Annotated in this window: 16 protein-coding genes and 1 riboswitch; of the genes, 12 read left to right on the top strand and 4 right to left on the bottom strand. The window is 47.9% G+C overall.

Annotated features, from left to right (window positions below):
* Positions 1-6: 6 nt before the first annotated feature.
* The 10 genes from DESLBE_RS11590 (at position 7) to DESLBE_RS11545 (ending at position 13,538) form a co-directional block, all read left to right on the top strand.
* Positions 7-954, top strand: coding sequence for an FAD-binding protein (locus DESLBE_RS11590; protein ID WP_011461747.1), 948 nt, complete (start codon positions 7-9; stop codon positions 952-954).
* Between the two features lie 54 nt (positions 955-1,008).
* Positions 1,009-2,160 carry an acyl-CoA dehydrogenase gene (locus DESLBE_RS11585; RefSeq protein WP_015943152.1) on the top strand — a complete coding sequence of 384 codons (1,152 nt, stop codon included), beginning with the start codon at positions 1,009-1,011 and terminating at the stop codon, positions 2,158-2,160.
* 164 nt (positions 2,161-2,324) lie between these two features.
* Positions 2,325-3,563 carry an MFS transporter gene (locus tag DESLBE_RS11580; protein ID WP_144676903.1) on the top strand — a complete coding sequence of 413 codons (1,239 nt, stop codon included), beginning with the start codon at positions 2,325-2,327 and terminating at the stop codon, positions 3,561-3,563.
* 161 nt (positions 3,564-3,724) lie between these two features.
* Entirely contained in the window at positions 3,725-5,782 is a 2,058-nt protein-coding gene (locus DESLBE_RS11575) for an FAD-dependent oxidoreductase (protein ID WP_144676901.1), read from the top strand.
* Positions 5,783-5,813: 31 nt separating this feature from the next.
* Positions 5,814-6,593: a TIGR03084 family metal-binding protein gene (locus DESLBE_RS11570; RefSeq protein ID WP_144676899.1), complete on the top strand. Its 780-nt coding sequence runs from the start codon at positions 5,814-5,816 to the stop codon at positions 6,591-6,593.
* A gap of 58 nt (positions 6,594-6,651) precedes the next feature.
* Positions 6,652-8,238: a class I adenylate-forming enzyme family protein gene (locus DESLBE_RS11565; protein WP_144676897.1), complete on the top strand. Its 1,587-nt coding sequence runs from the start codon at positions 6,652-6,654 to the stop codon at positions 8,236-8,238.
* A gap of 74 nt (positions 8,239-8,312) precedes the next feature.
* Entirely contained in the window at positions 8,313-9,551 is a 1,239-nt protein-coding gene (gene caiB, locus DESLBE_RS11560) for an L-carnitine CoA-transferase (protein ID WP_172625421.1), read from the top strand.
* Positions 9,552-9,661: 110 nt separating this feature from the next.
* Positions 9,662-10,954, top strand: coding sequence for an FAD-dependent oxidoreductase (locus DESLBE_RS11555; RefSeq protein WP_144676893.1), 1,293 nt, complete (start codon positions 9,662-9,664; stop codon positions 10,952-10,954).
* Positions 10,951-11,238: a 4Fe-4S dicluster domain-containing protein gene (locus tag DESLBE_RS11550; protein WP_011461741.1), complete on the top strand. Its 288-nt coding sequence runs from the start codon at positions 10,951-10,953 to the stop codon at positions 11,236-11,238. The genes DESLBE_RS11555 and DESLBE_RS11550 overlap by 4 nt, the downstream gene beginning before the upstream one ends.
* 323 nt (positions 11,239-11,561) lie before the next feature.
* Positions 11,562-13,538 (top strand): catalase, encoded by a 1,977-nt coding sequence (locus DESLBE_RS11545; RefSeq protein WP_243131293.1) that lies wholly within the window; start codon positions 11,562-11,564, stop codon positions 13,536-13,538.
* 114 nt (positions 13,539-13,652) lie between these two features.
* Here DESLBE_RS11545 and DESLBE_RS11540 read toward each other — a convergent pair whose 3' ends face one another.
* Both DESLBE_RS11540 and DESLBE_RS11535 read right to left on the bottom strand, forming a co-directional pair.
* On the bottom strand, positions 13,653-14,714 hold the full coding sequence (locus DESLBE_RS11540) for an HD-GYP domain-containing protein (protein WP_011461739.1): 1,062 nt from the start codon (positions 14,712-14,714) through the stop codon (positions 13,653-13,655).
* Between the two features lie 103 nt (positions 14,715-14,817).
* Positions 14,818-14,905, bottom strand: a riboswitch (cyclic di-GMP riboswitch).
* Between the two features lie 195 nt (positions 14,906-15,100).
* Entirely contained in the window at positions 15,101-16,207 is a 1,107-nt protein-coding gene (locus DESLBE_RS11535) for an ISAs1 family transposase (protein ID WP_144676889.1), read from the bottom strand.
* Between the two features lie 169 nt (positions 16,208-16,376).
* On the opposite strand from DESLBE_RS11535, the gene DESLBE_RS11530 reads away from it, so the two are divergent.
* Complete coding sequence (locus DESLBE_RS11530; RefSeq protein ID WP_144676887.1) at positions 16,377-17,348, top strand: MBL fold metallo-hydrolase; 972 nt, start codon at positions 16,377-16,379, stop codon at positions 17,346-17,348.
* A 90-nt stretch (positions 17,349-17,438) separates the two neighbouring features.
* Here the strand turns inward: DESLBE_RS11530 and DESLBE_RS11525 are convergent, their stop codons facing one another.
* Complete coding sequence (locus DESLBE_RS11525) at positions 17,439-17,888, bottom strand: CBS domain-containing protein (RefSeq protein ID WP_026198843.1); 450 nt, start codon at positions 17,886-17,888, stop codon at positions 17,439-17,441.
* Positions 17,889-18,140: 252 nt separating this feature from the next.
* Here DESLBE_RS11525 and fdhD point away from each other — a divergent pair, with 252 nt between their 5' ends.
* On the top strand, positions 18,141-18,941 hold the full coding sequence (fdhD, locus tag DESLBE_RS11520) for a formate dehydrogenase accessory sulfurtransferase FdhD (protein WP_005813485.1): 801 nt from the start codon (positions 18,141-18,143) through the stop codon (positions 18,939-18,941).
* Positions 18,942-19,019: 78 nt separating this feature from the next.
* Here fdhD and DESLBE_RS11515 read toward each other — a convergent pair whose 3' ends face one another.
* Complete coding sequence (locus tag DESLBE_RS11515) at positions 19,020-19,565, bottom strand: helix-turn-helix domain-containing protein (RefSeq protein WP_144676885.1); 546 nt, start codon at positions 19,563-19,565, stop codon at positions 19,020-19,022.
* Positions 19,566-19,579: the final 14 nt, after the last annotated feature.

Below are 19,579 nucleotides of genomic sequence, written 5' to 3'. Positions count from 1 at the left end.
AAAGAGATGAACATTTTAAAAAAAGTTTGGGTACTGGCAGAAAAACAAGCGGCTTTAGGTCAGTTATGCGCGGGCGGACGCCAGCTGGGAGAAGAAGTCTCCGCAATTCTCTGGGGAGAAAAAGAAGAGGCTGACCAAGCCATTCGGATGGGCGCGGATAAAGTGTACCGGCTGGGTGTTCCCAGACCGGAGAACCTTAAGGAAGATTATGTGGAGACCATTCAGAAGCTGCTCCAAGAAGAAAAGCCGGATGCCCTGTTTGTTCAGCCGACTAAAAGGGGAAAGCTGATTGCCGGTCGTTTGGCAGCGGGACTGGGGACATCTGCCCTGGTTGATGCCGTGGAAATCCTGACGGACGGTGATAAGGTTCAAATCCAGCACATGGTCTATGGCGGGGCGGCTTTCCGTACCGAAAGAATTCAGCCCCAGACAGCGATCGTTACAATCGGCACCGGCGTTTTTACTCCTCTTGCGGAAGATTCCGGCCGTCAAGGTACAGTCATCGAGGTGGAATTCGTGGAGCCTGCCGTTAAAATCAAGCTCCTGGAGAAAAAGAGCAAAGCAAGTGCAGAGGTCAATCTGAATGCGGCTAAACGGGTGGTGGGTGTAGGCCGTGGTCTTGTTCAACAGGAAGACCTCGGAATGGTTGAAGAACTGGCCTGCCTGCTGGAAGCTGAAGTGGGCTGTTCCCGTCCTATTGCCGAGGGAATGAACTGGCTGCCCAAAGAGAGGTATATCGGTGTATCCGGTGCTATGCTCAAACCCGATCTTTATCTGGCCTTGGGCATTTCCGGTCAGGTTCAGCATATGGTGGGAGTCAACCAGGCCAAGGTCATCGTCGCCATCAATAAAGATAAGGCAGCACCGATTTTCAGCCAGGCCGATTACGGAATCGTGGGGGATTTTTATAAGGTTCTTCCTTCCTTAATTGAGAAGTTTAAAGCGGAACATTAGTACTCAGAGCACTAGACAAAGTCAAATATAAAGAACTTATCGGAGGGAAAGTTAATGGATTTTAGACTGACAGAAGAACAGGAATTACTGCTGGAAAGCCTCAGGGAAGTCATGGCCAGGGATTGTACCGAAGACTATATGAAAGAATGCTACGAAAAAGGCGAGCATCCCACAAAGTTTGTTCAGGCCCTTATGGATAATGGTTTCGGCATGTTAGGGGTTCCGGAAGAACACGGCGGCACCCCGGTGGATAACCTGACTATGATGCTGGTCGCTGAAGAAATCACCAAGAATGGCGGGCCTCACTTTGTGTTCGGACAGGCATTATCCATTGCCGATATGCTCCATTTTGGTTCCGAGGAGCAAATCGCCGATACCATGGCTGTGGTGCAAAGGGGCGGAGTTGCCTTCGTCCTGGGATTTACAGAGCCTCAAGCCGGTTCCGACAGCAGTGCCGCTGCCACCACCTATACCCGCAGAAATGGCAAGGTCTATATCAACGGCCACAAAACTTTCATGAGCGGAGCGCTGCGGGCACCCTATATGCTCTGCCTGGCCCGCAATTCGGAAGAGGCCGGCAATGCCGACAAACGCAACGCCTTCAGCATGTGGTGGGTGCCTATGAATGCTCCCGGCATTAAGATCGAAAAGCTGGAAAAGATCGGCTGGCATATGCAGGATACTTGTGAAGTTTACCTGGAAGATGTGGAAGTCGAAGAAAAGGATCTTGTCGGTGTGGAAGGCAACGGCTTTATGCAAGTCTTGTACAACTTTGAGATGGAACGCTTGTTGATGGCGGCCTCGGTGCTGGGCATGGCGGAGTGCGCTTTTGAAGATGCCGTCCGTTACGCCAACCAACGGGTGCAGTTTGGCAAGACCATTGGCTCCTTTCAGCTGATTCAGGAAAAAATCACCTTTATGAAAGCCAAAATCGAGAATATGAAAAATATGGTCTACAAATGCGCCTGGGAAGTGGACAACGGGCTGCCGGTGCAAATCTCTTCGGCGATTGCCAAATTATATTGTGCACAAGCGGCCAATGAAGTCATTGATGATGCCCTGCAAATCATGGGCGGAATCGGTTACACCAAAGATGCCCGTATCTCCAGGTTATGGCTGGATGCCCGGGTCTTCAGGATCGGCGGCGGTACGGACGAAATCATGATTCACGCCGCGGGAAGAGCCATTTTAAAGCACTATAAATAAACCGCCAAACTGCCGGGACAGCTTATCACTATTTTCTTAATGCAGATATTTATTTCCCCAAATCCAAGGAAAAGAGGTGCCAGGAGAATCAGGCAGATGGGGAAAGAAAATATATTTCTTTGCAGAACTTATTTAACCTATTTTTCAAAAGGAAGGGATAAGACATGAGTAAACAATCGACTCGTCCGTGGCTTGTATTTCTATCTTTGGCCCTGCTGTTCTTTGCCGCATTGGGAATGCTGGGGAATACCAATGGTCTTTATCTGACTCCGGTATCCCAGGAAATGGGCTGGAGCAGGACCGATGCCTCCTGGTATCTGACCATCTATATGTTAACCATGGCTCTTACTCAGCCCATAGCCAGCCGACTTCTTTATAAAGTCAATTCAAAAGTGCTGCTCTTGATCAGTATGACTCTGGTGTGCGCCGCTACCGGTGCTGCCTCTCAGTTCCAAACCGTCATGGCCTGGAACATCTCCGGTGTTCTCATGGGTCTGGGCTATTCCGTCATTATGTACCTGACCCTTCCGGTCATCATCAGCAATTGGTTCAACAAAAAGACCGGTATGGTTTTAGGTATCGCCCTGGCCATCGGAACCCTGGGTTCAGCCATAGCCAACCCCGTTGCCGGCATGCTGATTACGGAGTATGGCTGGAGAACCGCCCGCCTGGCCATGTCCATCGCGGCCTGGGTCATTGCCATTCCCGGTATTCTCTTATTTGTTAACTTTAAACCTGCCGATGTCGGTCTGAAACCCTACGGCTATGAAGAAGGAGCCACGGGGCAGGCGAAAGCCGCTATATCTCTGAAAGGGGTATCTGCCGCCGATTCCCTGAAATCCCCTGCTTTATATATGGTTATGTTCATAGCTTGTGCGGTGGTTCTGTATTCCTCCATGAACACCCAGATTCCGGGATATGCTAGTTCAATCGGGCTGGCGACTGCTTTTGGGGCTTATGCCATGACCATTCTCAACCTGGCCAATATGGGCGGCAAAATCTTCTGGGGCTGGCTAACGGACCGCAAAGGCTTCCTGCCCTCTATGGTTGCTGCCCTGTCCTGCGGGATTGCAGGGGTCCTGATTATTCTGGCCGGCGGCTCCAATGTCAGCATATTCTATGCCGGTTTAGTTTTTTTCGGTATTTGTTTCTCCTCGCTGACCGTTATGCTGCCTTTGATTGTCAAAGGAATCTTTGGCGAAAAAGATTATGGGAAAATCTATGCCAATGTAACCTTGGTACAGCAGTTAATGGCCGCTTCAGCTGCAATTATCTATGGCAGAATCTTCGATATCACCCAAAGCTTTGTCTTTGCCTGGCAGATGAATATTGTGACCCTGGCTATTGCCATCGTTATGCTGTTCGGAGCCGTTAAGGTGGGCAAAAAGCTGATTCACACCTAAGCAGGCTGATATCCATTCCCACTCCCTGAACTGAAATGAAGGTCCTGAGCATGATGTAAACCTCAATCATGGATAGCCTCGATTGAGGTTTACCTTCTAAATAGCCCCTTGAAGTCATTAATGCACTCAAGAATATCCCATAGGATAAGGAGGGAACGCTTATGTCACAATTTCCATTATTGAGTTCTCCTGTTAAATTAGGCAGTATGCTTCTGAAAAACCGCATGATCACCACATCCATGTCCCCGGGACATGACTATACCGATGAGGAAGGACAACCGACGCTGAGATTTTATAATTACCTGGAGGAAAGAGCTGCCGGCGGAACGGCCTTGATCTGCCAAACCGTTTGCTTTTATCCCAGACTTAAGAGTCAGTTGAATCATCTCCATCCTTTGCCTCTGGGCTACGGGGAGGAACATCTTCCCCATCTGAGCAAGATGGCTGAGGTCGTGCATAAGCATGGGGGGCTGATCGTTGGCCAGCCATATGCCGTGCATGACTGGAAGCCCGCCCCGGAAGAAAAGGAAGAGTATTGGGGGCCTTCCACTTTGTCTGTCTCCAAGCATAGTCCAAAACCTATGACAAAGGAGCATATCCGGATTTTCAAGGAAAATATCGTCCAATGCTGTGTTATCCTGCAAAAAGCCGGCTGGGACGGGGTAGAGGTTATGGCAGGGGTAGGAGGCATTTTAAATCGCTTCATGTCCCCGGCGACCAACGATCGTACGGATGAATACGGCGGCAGCCTGGAAAACCGCTGCAGGCTGACGGTTGAAGTTATGGCAGAGATCAAAAAAGCCTGCGGGGAGGATTATCCCATGATCGTCCGCTGGTCCCCGGTGGATTTTATCAAAGGCAGCTTAACCATGGAAGAATCCTTGCAGATTGTGAAGATCCTGGAAGAAGCAGGTGCCGTTTTGCACAACCTGGCACCGGGCTGGCATGAAACCTCCGTACCTTTAACCATTAAGGATGTGCCGGAAGGATATTGGTCCTGGATCTCTGAGGAGATCAAAAAGGTAGCCAAGATACCTGTGGCCACCGCCTATAGAAATACGGATCCTTTTAGTATGGAAGAAATTCTGGCGAAAGATAAGGCCGATGTGATCGCGGGCCTGAGATACAATATTGCCGACCCTGAATTTGCCAAAAAGGTCATGGAAGGCAGACCGGAGGACATTAATAAATGCATCTGTTGCTGCCGCTGCCTGGATGACGTTATCAGTCAGGGCAAGCCTCTGAATTATTGCGGAGTGAATCCCCGCCTGGGAGAAGAACTGGAAACACCTCTGGCCCAAGCGAAGCAGAGCAAGAAGGTCATGGTCATCGGCAGTGGACCGGGAGGACTGGCGGCAGCTGTTACTGCAGCCCGGAGAGGGCATAAGGTGACGATCTATGAACGGGGACCTCGTTTGGGAGGCTGTTTGGTCATGAGTGCCATCTTCAGCCCCATCTATGACCGCTTAAACACTTATTATAAAACCCTGCTCAAGAAACACCCGGAAGTTAAAGTACACCTTAATACAGCCGTTACCCCTGCCCAGGTAACCCGTGAAAAACCTGATGCGGTGATTGTGGCCATCGGGGGTCATCCGATTGACCTGAAAGTACCAGGAGCGGAAGGCGGCAATGTGGTCAAATCCCATGACTTCCTGGAATTGCTCAATGGCAATCCCCCTCAAAAGCCGGGAATCATCAACAAGGTTATGTATAACTGCGGCTCTGTTTTTCTGAAATTTTTCTATACCCCGGATTTGGCCCGTACCTTTATGGGCAAATTCCCCTGGCCCCTGGGCAAGAAAATTGCCATCATCGGCGGCGGTCTGCCGGGCTGTGAGCTGGCCAAAGAAATGATGCACTATGGCCGGGAGCTTGTGATCATCGAAGAAAAAAAGAAAATCGGCCATGATGTGGGCGGCAGCGACCGTTTCCATATTGTATCAGCCTTTAAGAAATCTCCCCGGGTAACCATGGAGACGCTGACTAAGGTAAAGGCCATCACCAGAGCAGGAGTCAAGGTCGTTCATGAAGATGGTTCGGAGGCATTCCATCAAGCCAAGACAGTGGCGGTAACTTTGGGCTTCGAGAAGAATATGGAGCTGGCGGAAGCTCTTAAGGGAAGGGTCTCCGAAGTCTATGCCGTAGGGGACTGCAGCAATCCCGCCCGTATGGCTGATGCCACCAAAGCCGGCTATAAAGCGGCCTGTCAAATTTAAGAGAATTCGGTGAAGCAAGGAGGAGAGGTATATGAAGTCAATTCTTAGTGATTTATTAGCGGAACAATCCCTGGTGGATACCTTAGTGTCTGACTTAAGTGAGGAACAGTGGCTGAAGCCCCTGCCCGTAGAAATGTGGAATATTAAAGATGCTATTATTCATATTGCTTTCTTTGATTATGCGGCCAACAAGCTGATGAGGGGGGAAGCAGAAGACCTGGTGAAGCTGGCCGATGCTGAGTCCGGTCAGGATCAATATGTCAGAGCGACAAACTTCCATCATCTGAGCGGAGCTGAAGTATTAAGCTGGTGGCGGGAAGAACGCACACGGATGGCGGCCTCTTTTTATGATAAAAATCCCAAAGACAGAATTCCTTGGGCCCCTGGGCTGCCGATGTCGGCGAAATCCCTGGCATCGGCCCGCTTAATGGAGCTGTGGGCTCACTCTGTGGATATCTATGACGCTTTGGGGCTGGAGCCGGTGGTCCGGGAGCGGATTACCAGTACCCTGTTCTTATCCTGGCAGGCCAGACCCAATGCCTATCGGATCAATGGCCTGGAAATGCCCGAAACTCCTCTTTATCTGGAGCTTACTCTTCCCTCAGGGGAGATCTGGGCTAAAGGAGAGCCAAGCGCAGGAAACAGGATTAAGGGCAGTGCCAAGGACTGGGCGCTCGTGGCTATTCGCCGCCGGAACTGGATGGACACGGATCTGGAAGTGGCGGGAGAAGAAGCCCGGCGCTATGCTTCCCTTGTTCAGACCTATGCGGGATGGGCGGACCCGGCCCCGGCGGCTAAACGGCAAAGGTAAGATCCTGCATTGGAGATGAAGTAGTAAACACTACCTTGTCGGAAGGGAGAATCAATGTATGAATCCGATGACCGTAGGGGACTTTCTGACCCTGAATTCAGCCAGATACCCTGACAAAATTGCCCTTGTCTGCAAGGATAAGCGCTTAACGTATCAGGAACTCAATGGCAGGGTAAACGCCTTGGCTCATGCATTCCTGGATCTCGGCATTGGCAAGGGGGATAAGATCGGCTATCTTTTTCCCAACTCCATGGAAATTGTCGAGTTATTCTTTGCCATTGCTAAGATCGGTGCCATTGCCGTGCCCCTCAATCATCGGCTGGTGGCCAGAGAAATTAAATGTCTGCTGGATTCAGTGGAATGTGATGTTTTCGTCTACAGCTGGTTGTATGATGGGCCGGTAAGTGAGGTAAAGGGCAGCTTCAGGACGGTAAAGCATATTATCCGCCTGGGAGAACCCGCTCCTGGTGAATATTCTTTCGAAAAACTGCTGGAGCATAAAGATACCAGTGAACCGGATATTGCCGTTGACAGTGGGGATTTATTCAGAATTCAGTTCACGGGGGGGACCACGGGGCGTTCCAAAGGAGTGATGCGCACCCACGAGGCTGACCTCTTCCAGACAATTGGGGTTATGACTTCCAATAAAATGGGAGCCAGCCCGGATGAGGTAGTGCTGACCCAGTCCCCTCTGCATCATCAGGGCGGGATAACCTGGATGCTTTGCGTTATGGTTACCGGCGCGCAATTTGTTATTTGCGACGGATTTGATCCGGTAGAAATTCTGAGGCAGATTGAGCAGGAACGGGTAACCTATATGCTGTTGCTGCCGCCGAGCACCTATCTACGCTTAATCGATGCGCCGGTTTTTAGAGATTATGATGTAAGCTCAGTCAAGGTCGTCCACACTTCCGCAGGGGGTACCTCTCCGGCCATTATCCAGAAGATGGCTGAGGCTTTTCCCAACTGTGAAGTGTATTACGGCTGGGGGCAAACCGAGACAGGAGCGGGGACCGTTCACCGGATCACCAGGGAAATGGCCTTGCATCACCCGGAGAAGACCCAAAGCATAGGCAGGCCGATGCCCTTTTTCCAACTGAGAATTGTGGATGAGGCAGGAAAGGATGTTCCTCTGGGTGAGGTGGGGGAAGGGATTGCCAAAGGACCGGCTATTTTCTCAGGCTACTATAAGCAATCGGAATTAACGGATGAGACCATCGCTGATGGCTGGACACGTACCGGGGATATGATGAGGCAGGACGAGGAAGGCCTCTACTATATGGTGGATCGGAAAAAAGACATGATAAAAACCGGGGGGGAGAATGTTTTCGCCCAGGAAGTGGAAGCCGTCATCCGCAAACACCCTGCGGTTTTGGATTGCTCGGTGATTGGGGTGCCTGACCAAGCCTTTGGGGAGGCCGTCATGGCCGTCGTCAAACTCAGGGCGGGATACACCGCTGCGGCGGCAGACATCCAGGAACACTGCAAAAGGGATTTATCCAGCTATAAAAAGCCGCGCTATGTGGAGTTTCTCGATGAGTTTCCCGTGGATAGTGCCGGCAAGATTCAGAAATTCAAGCTCAGAAAAAAATACCGGGAAATCTACAGCTATCTTATTGAAACCCATGGAAAACAGTTATCCTGATCTGCCGCCGGTTTCCGGAACCAACCCCCAGCCGGGAGGGATTGCTGATCAGAGAGCGATAATAAAGTGAGGTTATGATCATGGTAAGAAGAGCAGAAATTCCTCAGTTCGGTCTGTTATCCGGAGTGAAAGTCGTGCACAATACCGTTTCGATTGCCGGCCCTTTTGCGGCGGAGCTCTATGCCGAATATGGGGCAGATGTCATTTGGATCGAAAATGCCAAGGTTCCCTGTATGAGCCGTGTAGCCACCGGCAACGCCTGGCAGCAGGACCGCCGCAATCAGCGGAATCTTTCTATTGATATATCCCTCCCTGAAGGAAAAGAGATATTTCTGAAGTTGATGGAAGATACGGATGTTTTTATTTCAGCAGCCAGGGGCGGGCAGTACGAGAAACTGGGCCTGGGAGATGAAGTGCTCTGGGAGCGAAATCCCCGCCTGGTGATTGTAAAGATTTCCGGTTTCGGGCAAACCGGGCTGCCGGACTATATGAACCGGCCCAGTTATGATCCCATCGCCCAGGCCTTTGGCGGCTATATGGCGATGAATGGATTTCCAGGGATGCCTTCCATGCCCACGAATCCTTTAACTGCCGATTATATGAGCGCTTTGTTCGCTTTCGGAACTTCCGTAGCGGCAGTCATGAAAGGCAGGGAAACAAGCCGGGGGGAAAGCATTGATTTGGCTCAATATGAAGTCCTGATGCGCACCCAGTCCCGCTATCCCATGGATTTTCTGGAACAGGGGATTCCTTTTGTCAAAGAGGGCAGTCATAGTGCTTATTTTGCCGGCTATGGGACCTATAGCTGTCAGGACGAAAAAGAAGTCTATATGCTTTATTTGGGTGCGGGAGTGCTGAAAAGAGGTCTGCCTTTTATGGGCATCGAGTTCGGTACGGAAAAAATTCCGCCCGGCACCAATCTGCTCTACCTTTCTTCCCCTGAGGGACAGCTTTTAGAGGAGAGGATTAAAGCTTTCTGTCAGTCCCATACAGCAGAAGAGGTCGAGAAAGCCTTCTTAGCCCATGGGGTGCCTTGTTCCAGAATTATGGATTACAACGATTGCCTTAAGGACCCCCAGTATGTAGCCCGGGAAGTGTTTACCGAATGGAAGAAAGTCAATGGGGAGTCTGTAAAAGGAGTCAACATTTTCCCCAAATTCAAGAACTACCCGGCACAGATCTGGAGGGGAGCCCCCAATATCGGCATGGATAACGAAGACATTCTCACAGAACTGGGATTAACTGAAGAACAGATTAAGGAGTTATACGGGAAAAAGATCTTAACTCAAAGGGATTATTTAAATAATATCTAGGAGATTATTGATGCCAGACTTTCATGTTGCTTGGCGGCATCACTGATGGATTGAAAAGTATCTGCGGAGAGATACCGGTGACGAAAGTCAGATGCAAAGGGGTGTAAGCAATGTCGGAGGATAAATTCGATGCAATAGTCGTCGGGGGCGGAATCGCCGGAACAGTAGCCGCTTATTTGCTGGCTAAGGAGGGCTTGGAAGTCATCCTTGTGGAACGGGGCAATTATGCAGGGAGCAAGAATATGACAGGCGGGCGGATCTATAGCCATAGCCTGGAGAAGATCATGCCGGATTTTGCCCGGGAAGCCCCTGTCGAACGCCGAATTACCAGAGAAAAGATCAGCTTAATGACCAATGAAAGCAATGTTACTTTGGATTTTTATTCTTCCAAGCTGGGTGTGCAGGGCAGTGATTCTTATTCCGTTTTGAGAGGGGTCTTCGATCAGTGGCTGGCTGAAAAGGCTGAGGAGGCCGGTGTACAGATTATACCGGGGATCCGGGTCGATGACCTAATTATTCGGGAAGGAAAAGTCTGCGGTGTGGTGGCAGGAGAGGATGAGCTGGAAGCCGATATCACAATTCTCGCCGATGGTGTCAATTCGCTCCTGGCTCAGAAATTGGGATTTAGGGGAGAGTTGGCAGCCCACCATGTGGCCGTGGGAGCGAAAGAAATCATTGAATTGCCACCCCAAGTTATTGAAGACCGTTTTAACTGCAATGGCAATGAAGGAACGGCCTGGCTATTTGCCGGGTATCCCTCTGACGGGCGTGTGGGAGGTGGATTCCTGTATACGAATAAATCGAGCATTTCCCTGGGAGTAGTCACGACCTTAAGTGATGTGATCAAAGGAAGCAAAACCGTACCTCAGATGTTGGAAGATTTTAAACAGCATCCGGCTGTCCAGCCGCTTATTAAGGATGGCAAGATGATTGAATACTCCGGTCATCTTGTACCTGAAGCCGGATTAGCCATGATCCCCAAGATTGTAGGCAATGGAGTTTTGGTCGTCGGCGATGCCGCCGGATTCTGCATCAATTTAGGCTATATGGTACGGGGGATGGACTTTGCGGTGGCATCGGCCGAATGTGCGGCTAAAGCAGTACTTAAAGCCAAAGAAGCGCAGGATTTCAGCGAGGGATACCTTCATTGCTACCAGGGGTTATTGGAGCAGAGCTTCGTTATGCAGGATTTAAAACGATATAAAGATTTCCCCCACTTCCTGGAGGAAACCCCGAGAATTTTCAATGAGTATCCTAAAATGGCGGATGATCTGCTGACAGACATGTTTGTGGTCAAGGGAGAACCGGCCCAGCCCTTAAGAAAAACCATCATGCAGCATGTGAACAAGATAGCATTGCTGAACATTATCAAAGACGGCTGGAAGGGGGTGCGTTCACTATGAGTCAGGTCAATGTCGATCAGAAGCTTGGGGTCAATAAGTTCCATGTGGATGAAGAAAACGCCCATATTGTCATGAAAGAGGGGAATATCGATCGGGCGGAATATCAAAAATTGGTTCTGGCCTGTCCGGCAGGGTTATATAAAATTAATGACAGCGGCGACATTCAATTTGACTACGCCGGGTGTCTGGAGTGCGGCACCTGCCGGGTGCTTTGCGGTAAAACCCTTTTGGATAAATGGGAATTTCCTCTGGGGACCTTAGGTGTGGAGTTTAGATACGGGTGAATTTCTATTGAATTGAGAAGGCAATAAAAGAGAGGCTTAACCGCACAATGGGTTTCAAGCCTCTTTTTTGCTTCAGCTTCTTACTTCTAAACACGCCGGTAGAAAGCTGGCGTAGTAGGCAGTGTCTATCTGCTTTGATCTTGCATATAAGCTCGTCTGGGCGGGCATAATGATTTTCGAATCGCGTAGACCGAGGAAAGCCGGAATTTTAATTCCGAGAACCTACATATATGAAAATGAGGTGAGTCAGATTGAAGGATAACAAGCCCAATAAAAAGCGTGAGCAATTAGAGCCGTTTATTCACGAATCAGAAGGAAAGAAAATGACATCGAATGAAGGAATCACGATTTCTGATGATGAAAACACATTGACGGCCGGCGAGCGCGGGCCAACACTTATTGAAGATTTTCTTTCCCGGGAAAAACTAGCCCACTTTGATCGTGAACGTATTCCTGAACGTGTCGTCCATGCCAGAGGATACGGGGCACATGGAGAGTTCCAGCCCTATGAATCCTTAGCAGATTTAACGATGGCTGATTTTTTGCAGGACCCCAATAAAAAAACACCCTTGTTTGTCCGCTTCTCACAAGTCGTTGGCTCCAAAGGCTGTAATGAGACCAATCGGGATGTCCGGGGTTTTTCCATTAAGTTTTATACCGATGAGGGCAATTTCGACTTGATTGCCATTAACATGCCGGTGTTCTTTATTCAGGATGCGATTAAGTTCCCTGACTTAATCCATGCGGTGAAACCAGAGCCGGACAATGAATATCCACAAGGTCAGACAGACCACAACACCTTCTGGGACTTTATGGCGAACAACAAAGAAACTGCCCATATGTCTTTATGGATTGCCTCGAATCGCGCCTTTCCCAAAAGCTTTAGAACCATGGAGGGATTTGGGGTACATACCTTCCGTTTAGTGAATAAGGATGGAAAATCCCACTTTGTTAAATTTCATATCAAGCCCTTGCTGGGCGTCCATTCATTAATCTGGGATGAAGCCCAGCGTCTTGGTTCAGATGCTGACTTTCACCGCAGAGACTTATGGGAAAATATAGAGATTGGCAACTATCCGGAGTATGAGATGGCTATTCAGGTCATTAAAGAGGAAGATGAGTTTGCCTATGATTTTGATCTGTTAGATCCGACGAAATTGTGGCCGGAAGAAGAGATTCCTTTACGCAGAATCGGCAAGATAATCCTTAACCGCAATGTGGAAAATGCTTTTGCTGAAACCGAACAAAGCGCCTTTCACCCTGGGAATATTGTGAGAGGGATTGACTTTTCCAATGATCCGCTCCTGCAAGGGAGATTGTTCTCCTATACCGATGCCCAGCAGGCACGGCTTGGTCCCAATCATCAACAACTGCCGATCAATCGTCCAGTATGCCCATTTGCCAATAATCAGCGTGACGGCGCTTCGAGGCTGGTTATTGATCGCGGAAAAGTTGCTTATCATCGCAATGGGCTTGCGAATAATAGCCCGTATACGGTACCAGGCACCCAAGGCGGGTTTGTCACGTATCCATACACCGTAGAAGGACATAAGGTAAGATCAACAGCTCCTTCCTTTAAGGATCATTACTCTCAGGCAAAAATGTTCTGGAATAGTATGAGTGAGGTTGAAAAGCGTCAGATTATCGGCGCTTACTGCTTTGAACTTGGCAAATGCGGACCCTTTGTCCGGCAGGAATGGGTTAATGTGCTTGCTCATATCAGCACCGAATTGGCCAAGAGCGTCTCCAAGGAATTAGGCACAACTGTGCCGGCAGATGTCGAGGAATCTCCGGTGACGAAGTCCTCTCCGGCCCTTAGCCTGCAGAATACGATTTTTGTGCCGGATACATTGCGCGTCGCGGTTTTCCTCGCTCAAGGCTTCGATGGCCCCGGTGTAAGCAAAGTGTTGGAAACTTTGGCGGCCGCCAAATTAAGAGTGGTCATTGTCCACGATACCTTGGGGACGGTCAGTGGAACCGAGGGGGTAACCTATGAAGTCCATGACAGCTTTTTAACGGGTTCCCCACTTGTCTATGACGGGATACTTATCGTGGGAAGCGGCAATATCACCCCCTATTTTACGTATACAGCACAGAAATTTACAACGGATATCTACAACCATTTCAAACCCATCGGCATCATTCAAAAGGGTGATGCTGTACTGAAACCGCTGGGCTTATTGGCTGATGAGGGGATCGTAACGGATTCAGGTCCGGAGTTTGCAAGCAGATTTATCAAGGCCATGGCCAAGCAGAGATTCTGGAACCGTCCAAGTTTTCTTTATCCTGCTCTGGTTTAATGCAAATGAGACCGTTTCCCGGTATTCCACCGGGAAACGGTCGTTTCTTTCGGACAGATGCTGATAGAGGACATGGCAATGTGATAACGGTAACGCTAAAACACCGGAGGAGTATTACTCCAGAATGGATTCGATAAAAAGGGTCCGTTCCTCGACGAGATTGTATTCTTTCGCTTGGACACGGGAGAGGGTTTGATCGGCTACTAAAACCCTGATGATGGGGCGCATAGGCAGGCTCTTATTTTGCTCGACGACAATACCTGTTTCTCCGGTACTCAGTTTTACGGTACAGCCTGTGGGATACGCGGCAATATGCTTAAGAAAAGTAATCACGAGATCCTTAGGGAAAAACTTCTCAGCACTGCCCATAAGAATTTCGCAGGCCTCATAAGGCGGAATGCGGGTATGTCCTGGACCGTCATTCACTAAATTATCATAGAAATTAGCAATGCCGACAATCTGAGCCCACTGGTGAATGGCATCTCCCTCGAGCTTACGAGGATAGCCGTTGCCATTGAGACGCTCATGGTGCTGGAAGGCAATATGGGCACTCAACAAATTCAGCTCCCGTTTTGTCCGGAGGATATCGAAACCGTGATTGGTGTGAGTTTGGTAAAGAGCCGCTTCCTTGGGAGTAAAGGGTTCTCGCTTGCTTAGGAGCTTCTTGGGCAATTTCACAGTGCCAATATCATGGAACAAGGCACCGATGGCCAGCCCTTCAAGATTTTCCCGATCCAGGCCCAGGGCCTTACCCAGTACGATGGAAAGAACGCAAACATTGACGGAATGGGCAAAAATCTGATTATCGTAAGTTCTCATATCTGTTAACCCGATGAAGATATCCTTTTGGAAAAGGATATCCTGAATAATATTGTCAATGTTCCTTTTGACATTAAAACCGTCAAAGTCTTTTCCCACTTTCACAGCCTGCACAGCATTATCCAGGGACGCCATGGCCTCCCGCCGGTGCTCTTCAGAGATAATATCCTCTACGATGATATCCTTGCTTACCTCATCGTCAATATAGAGAATGTTGATGCCAAGGGTTTTTAAACGGTCTATATAGGATTTGGTCAGAGCCATCCCTTTCCCCAGGAGTACACGGCCATCATTGGCATAGATTGTTCGCCCTAGAATATCCCCTTCCTTAAGCCTGTTTATGCTTAACTGACGCATTGAACGTTCTTCCTTTCAAAATCATCTTAATAAAAATTATAAAAACAGTATAAAATTAAAGTCGCCATGTGAACTGGCGACAAAGGTGTTTAAAGCTTAAGGCTTCGGTAGCTTGGCGATCATCAGGAGTGTATCCAGGAAGACCCATAGCTTTGCGTCCCTGGCTTTCGCCAGGTTTGCTATTGTCGAATCACTAAAGTACAGGCTATGCTATTTTAAGTATCGAAATATTTAAGGCTTTATCATCCATTCTATTATAAGGGCTAAGTTTTAGCTTCACAACATCTTCTCCCCTAACAGTTGGAGAATTTTTAAGAGGGTAGAGTAGACACGACAAACGCATGAAAATCTTTATCCACATAGCTCCATGTATGCCCATTAAAAAATTACATACTGAGAATTTGACCCATATATTTGGCAGGATTGGAACAAAAGGCATACCGCTTACTTTTCAATGAAGCTCTCATTCCTATATCTAATAGCTTCAAGATAGGCAAACACATTTTCCGCAATATATTCAGATTTAATGCTGCATTTTTATCCAAGGTTGTGTTGTTATCCTCTCGAAAGGTTACGTCCAACTGCCAGTGCATACTTTCTATGGCCCAATGTCCTCGCACTGCTTTGGCAAAGAGTTCTGGCTGGACAGGCAGGCTGCTGATATAATATCGCTTTTCCTCTGTGACTTTTCCCTGTTTTTCGATGGTTTTGACGACCATTCCTATGCTCTTGAGCCCTTTCCATCGTTCTTTGTCCGCTAGCCATGAAACATCTTCACTTTGATAATAGTCCCGCTTTTCCATCTGACTCCGGGCTTTTTCTAGGGTTCTTGTATGTCCTGACCCTTTTTTAAACTCTTCTTCCTCAAAGTAAAGCGCGATGTCCTTATATAAATTGGCCTGGTTTTCTTTGACCGCTAAGACATAATCCGCTTTTTGGTTTACGATTTGTTCTGCAATCTTGGTTTGAGTTCCCATGGCATCTATCGTGATCACGCTGTTCTTTAGGCTTAGAGTCTTGAGCAATTCCGGGATGGCTAGGATTTCATTTTCTTTTTCTTGGATTGTTTTTTGTCCAAAACATACTCCGTCGTCTTTGGACCATGCAGACACGACATGCAGAGCCCGTGTTTCATTGACCCTACTTCCGCGCATGGTTTTTCCGTCGATATTAATGATTTTCTTGAGCTTTTCTCCTTCCCCGCGGCTTAACATGTCATTCCATGCTGCTTGTATTCCCCCCATGGTCTCTGGAGTAATTAAGCCCATCACTCGCTGTAGTGTGTCGTGGGACGGTATTCCATGAGGGATGTCTAAATAGTTACGTAATAGCTCCTCATGGGATACTGCAAAAATCTGTATTTCTTCCCATGTATCCGCATTCCCCAGCATTCCAAATAAGACGATAACCACGATGTCCATGAGTTTGTGCTTTGTTTTGTGGGCCTGCCTTGGGTCGTTGATCTGTTCTATTCTTTTGAATAGTTCCTTCATGGCAATCTCCTCCTATTCCTTAGGAAGATCTTACCATGCTTTTTGCTTTTTATTAATGATATTTTTCATGCGTTTGTCGTGGTAGAGTAGAGCGTATGTCTATGAATCACAGGATAGTTGTGTTAGAATAATCGGAATAGTTAATTTTTTAAATATTGAGGTGAAAAGAATGATTCGGGAAGTCTACCCCCAGATTTACTTAAATGAAATACCCTTGCCAAAAAATCCACTGAAGGCATTAAATAGCTATATTATCCCCTCTCAAGGCCGTTCCTTGATTTTGGATACAGGGTTTAATAGGGAAGAGTGTAGGAATGCTCTGATGGAAGGAATCAGAGCGTCAGGCATCGACCTGAAACGGACAGATTTGGTGCTGACCCATATGCATGTGGACCATTCCGGGCTGGCTGACTATCTGTGGAAACAAGGGTGTAAGGTCTATATCGGAAAGAAAGACGGTATTCTGCTCAATAATTTCAGAACCTCTCCTGAACAGGTGCTGGGGCATTTGAGTGAGGGTCTTAATTTGAACCAGGGAATCGGCATGAAAGAGATTGAGGCTTTCGACATAGCCCCTAAGGAACCCTTTGCATACACCCCATTGCAAGAAGGGGATTGCTTAGAAGTGGGTCCCTATCGGTTCGAAGTGATCGATATTCCAGGCCATAGCCCCGGACATATCGGTTTATACGAAAGAAAGCATAAGCTGTTTTTGGGCGGGGATCATATCCTGAATGAAATTACCCCGAATATTACTTTTTGGCATTACAAAATCGATAGCCTGGGAAATTTCATGGAGAGCCTGAACAAAATTCGCCGGTTTGAAATTGACTGGGTGTTTCCGTCTCATCGCAGTCTTATTCAAGACCATCGGCAACGGATTGATGAATTGATCATTCATCATCAGGAACGACTTGAGGAAATCACCGGGATTCTGCGTGATGGCCAAAAATCAGTCATAGAGACAGCGGCAAGAATGCATTGGGATTTGAGCTATAAGAGCTGGAATGATTTTCCCCTTACCCAGAAGTGGTTTGCCTCAGGTGAAGCTATGGCTCATCTGGAGCATCTGGTGTACAAAGGAGAGGCCCAGCGGGTGAACTCCGAGGGGAAGCATTATTATGAATTGGTTAATCCATGACTTCTTTCATTGATAAAGTCAGCCCGCCGGGTCCCAAAAGGAAGCGGCGGGCTGCTTGTTGTGTGGGCTATGTAATTTGGCAAAGAACGGCTACTCCTCGATAAGAACCTTAATGACATCTTTTCTGGTGATGATTCCGACCATTTTGCCGTTTTCCATGATGGGCAACCGTTTCACATTGTGATTGATCATGAGAGAGGCGGCTTCCTCAATGGAGGCGTCTTTATCAAGAGTTATAACCTCATGAGTCATTATTTCCGAGGCCTTAAGGGCAACCAGTTTCTTTAGATCGGATTCATATTGCTTGACACCGCGGTAATAGATCAGAGCACCCAGGAATCCTACCGCTTCAGGAACCCGGGGATGAGTCTCCTTATGCAGCAGATCCCCTTCGCTGACAATACCGATTAAATTGCCGAAAAGGTCGATGACCGGGACTCCGGAAATATGATGGTCACACAGCAGCTTAGCGATTTCCCTAATTTCCGTATTCGGCGAAATTGTAATAACATTGGTCTGCATAATATCCTGAACCTTCATTGCCAATACCCCCTTGTGATTACCTTGGAACATATTTTGTCTGAATTTAGTACTAGTATACCATGATTTTGACAAGAAGAAATGAGGCGATTTGGAAACAAGGAAATAACTCTCCTTCATTTTTCAGAGAAGTTGAAAGATTACCGCAAAAGAATAAAAGTGCAAAAAGGTAAAGTTGTCCGTTAGGTCGTATAATAGAATAGAAGATGACCTAAGCAAGGGTGGAAAGATTTTTGCAGGGGGGAGAATGACATGAGCGGCCATTTAGCTAGCACTACAGAAACTCAGGTCATCAAAATTATAGGAACCGATAAAGAAGTGGTCAAAGAACTGGTTGCCATCGAAAAGGCCCTCACAGTCTTTATTAATGGTAAAGAATTTGCGACCATGGTTTGTACGCCCACTCAAGAGAAGGAATTGGTCATAGGCTTTCTCGGTTCGGAAGGGATCATCGAAGATCCTGATCAGATAAAGAAGATTACCTTGGATAAAAGGGAAGGACTTGTGTGGGTGGAAACGTCAGTGGAACAAACCCTTAGTGAAGACCTTTTTCTGAAACGTTATCTCACTTCTTGCTGTGGCAAAGGGAAAAGTGCCTTTTATTTTGCTAATGATGCCCGATTGGCTCAGAAAGTAGAGAGCCGGCACACCATTACCGCCCAGGAAGTCAGCCACTATATCAATTTGTTGGAAGACAATTCGGAACTGTTTCATCTTACCGGAGGAGTTCATGGGGGGGCTTTAGCTTCCCAAGGTTCCTTGGATTATTGTGCCGTGGATATCGGCAGGCACAATGTCCTGGATAAATTGTATGGACATGCTTTTCTCAATGGAACGGATATTTCCCAAAAAGTAATTGTCTTTAGTGGCCGGATTTCTTCGGAGATCCTGATCAAGGCAGCCAAGATGGGCTGCCCTATCCTCATTGGGGTATCAGCCCCTACCGATCTGGCCCTTAAGCTTGCGGAGGAACTGGGAGTCACTGTGCTCGGATTTGTCCGGGAAAACCGCATGAATATCTACACTCACTCTGAGCGGATTAAAGGCTGTTAATCCTTGGCACATGTTTAGAAGGCTCTAAAAGCTTCGTAATGCTTTTAGAGCCTTCATATTTCTATAAAATACTGAGAACTAAAAATGGAATCCTTCCGGCGGGGTGGCTATTACGATAAGTTTCAGTGGCACATCGGGTTTTTTATTATCCCAGTGCATAATCGAGGCATCGAAATATAAAGAATCCCCAGCCTTTAGCTGATAGTCCTCTTTACTTATGTTAAGCGAAGTTTCGCCTTCCAGAACATAGATTAATTCCACACCTTGGTGGGAATAGACGTTTTTATCCACAGCCGTTGAGTCCACAACAAAGGCACCCATAAGATTGGTTTTAGAATGATCAATCAGTAAGTGCCAATTTCTGCCTTCAGCAGGAATGTACTGCTGTTCATCTTTCTTAAGATAACTATAAATAATTTCTGTATCCGGATCCAAGAAGAAGGACTCCAGAGGGACACTGAGCGCTTGGGCAATTCTTTTAAGAGTGGCCAGGGAAGGGCTGACGATGTTCCTCTCAATCAAGCTGATATAGCCGTTGCTCAAATCCAATTGATCCGCCAATTGGGTGGTTGTAAGGTTGCGCCTTTTTCGTATGGCGCGTATGAATTCACCGACCTCAATCAAGAATTACCGCCCCC

Source organism: Desulfitobacterium sp. LBE (assembly GCF_007830365.1).
In the GTDB taxonomy this organism is placed as follows: domain Bacteria; phylum Bacillota; class Desulfitobacteriia; order Desulfitobacteriales; family Desulfitobacteriaceae; genus Desulfitobacterium; species Desulfitobacterium hafniense.
This window is presented reverse-complemented; position numbering and strand designations above follow the sequence as displayed.

Excerpts from the sequence above, each read along its gene's own strand:
- DESLBE_RS11575 (WP_144676901.1), top strand. The coding sequence starts at position 3,725 with ATGTCACAATTTCCATTATTGAGTTCTCCTGTTAAATTAGGCAGTATG.
- DESLBE_RS11540 (WP_011461739.1), bottom strand. The coding sequence starts at position 14,714 with ATGCGTCAGTTAAGCATAAACAGGCTTAAGGAAGGGGATATTCTAGGG.
- DESLBE_RS11550 (WP_011461741.1), top strand. The coding sequence starts at position 10,951 with ATGAGTCAGGTCAATGTCGATCAGAAGCTTGGGGTCAATAAGTTCCAT.
- DESLBE_RS11580 (WP_144676903.1), top strand. The coding sequence starts at position 2,325 with ATGAGTAAACAATCGACTCGTCCGTGGCTTGTATTTCTATCTTTGGCC.
- DESLBE_RS11525 (WP_026198843.1), bottom strand. The coding sequence starts at position 17,888 with ATGAAGGTTCAGGATATTATGCAGACCAATGTTATTACAATTTCGCCG.
- DESLBE_RS11570 (WP_144676899.1), top strand. The coding sequence starts at position 5,814 with ATGAAGTCAATTCTTAGTGATTTATTAGCGGAACAATCCCTGGTGGAT.
- DESLBE_RS11565 (WP_144676897.1), top strand. The coding sequence starts at position 6,652 with ATGAATCCGATGACCGTAGGGGACTTTCTGACCCTGAATTCAGCCAGA.
- DESLBE_RS11530 (WP_144676887.1), top strand. The coding sequence starts at position 16,377 with ATGATTCGGGAAGTCTACCCCCAGATTTACTTAAATGAAATACCCTTG.
- fdhD (WP_005813485.1), top strand. The coding sequence starts at position 18,141 with ATGAGCGGCCATTTAGCTAGCACTACAGAAACTCAGGTCATCAAAATT.
- DESLBE_RS11585 (WP_015943152.1), top strand. The coding sequence starts at position 1,009 with ATGGATTTTAGACTGACAGAAGAACAGGAATTACTGCTGGAAAGCCTC.
- DESLBE_RS11545 (WP_243131293.1), top strand. The coding sequence starts at position 11,562 with ATGACATCGAATGAAGGAATCACGATTTCTGATGATGAAAACACATTG.
- DESLBE_RS11555 (WP_144676893.1), top strand. The coding sequence starts at position 9,662 with ATGTCGGAGGATAAATTCGATGCAATAGTCGTCGGGGGCGGAATCGCC.
- DESLBE_RS11590 (WP_011461747.1), top strand. The coding sequence starts at position 7 with ATGAACATTTTAAAAAAAGTTTGGGTACTGGCAGAAAAACAAGCGGCT.
- DESLBE_RS11535 (WP_144676889.1), bottom strand. The coding sequence starts at position 16,207 with ATGAAGGAACTATTCAAAAGAATAGAACAGATCAACGACCCAAGGCAG.
- caiB (WP_172625421.1), top strand. The coding sequence starts at position 8,313 with ATGATCATGGTAAGAAGAGCAGAAATTCCTCAGTTCGGTCTGTTATCC.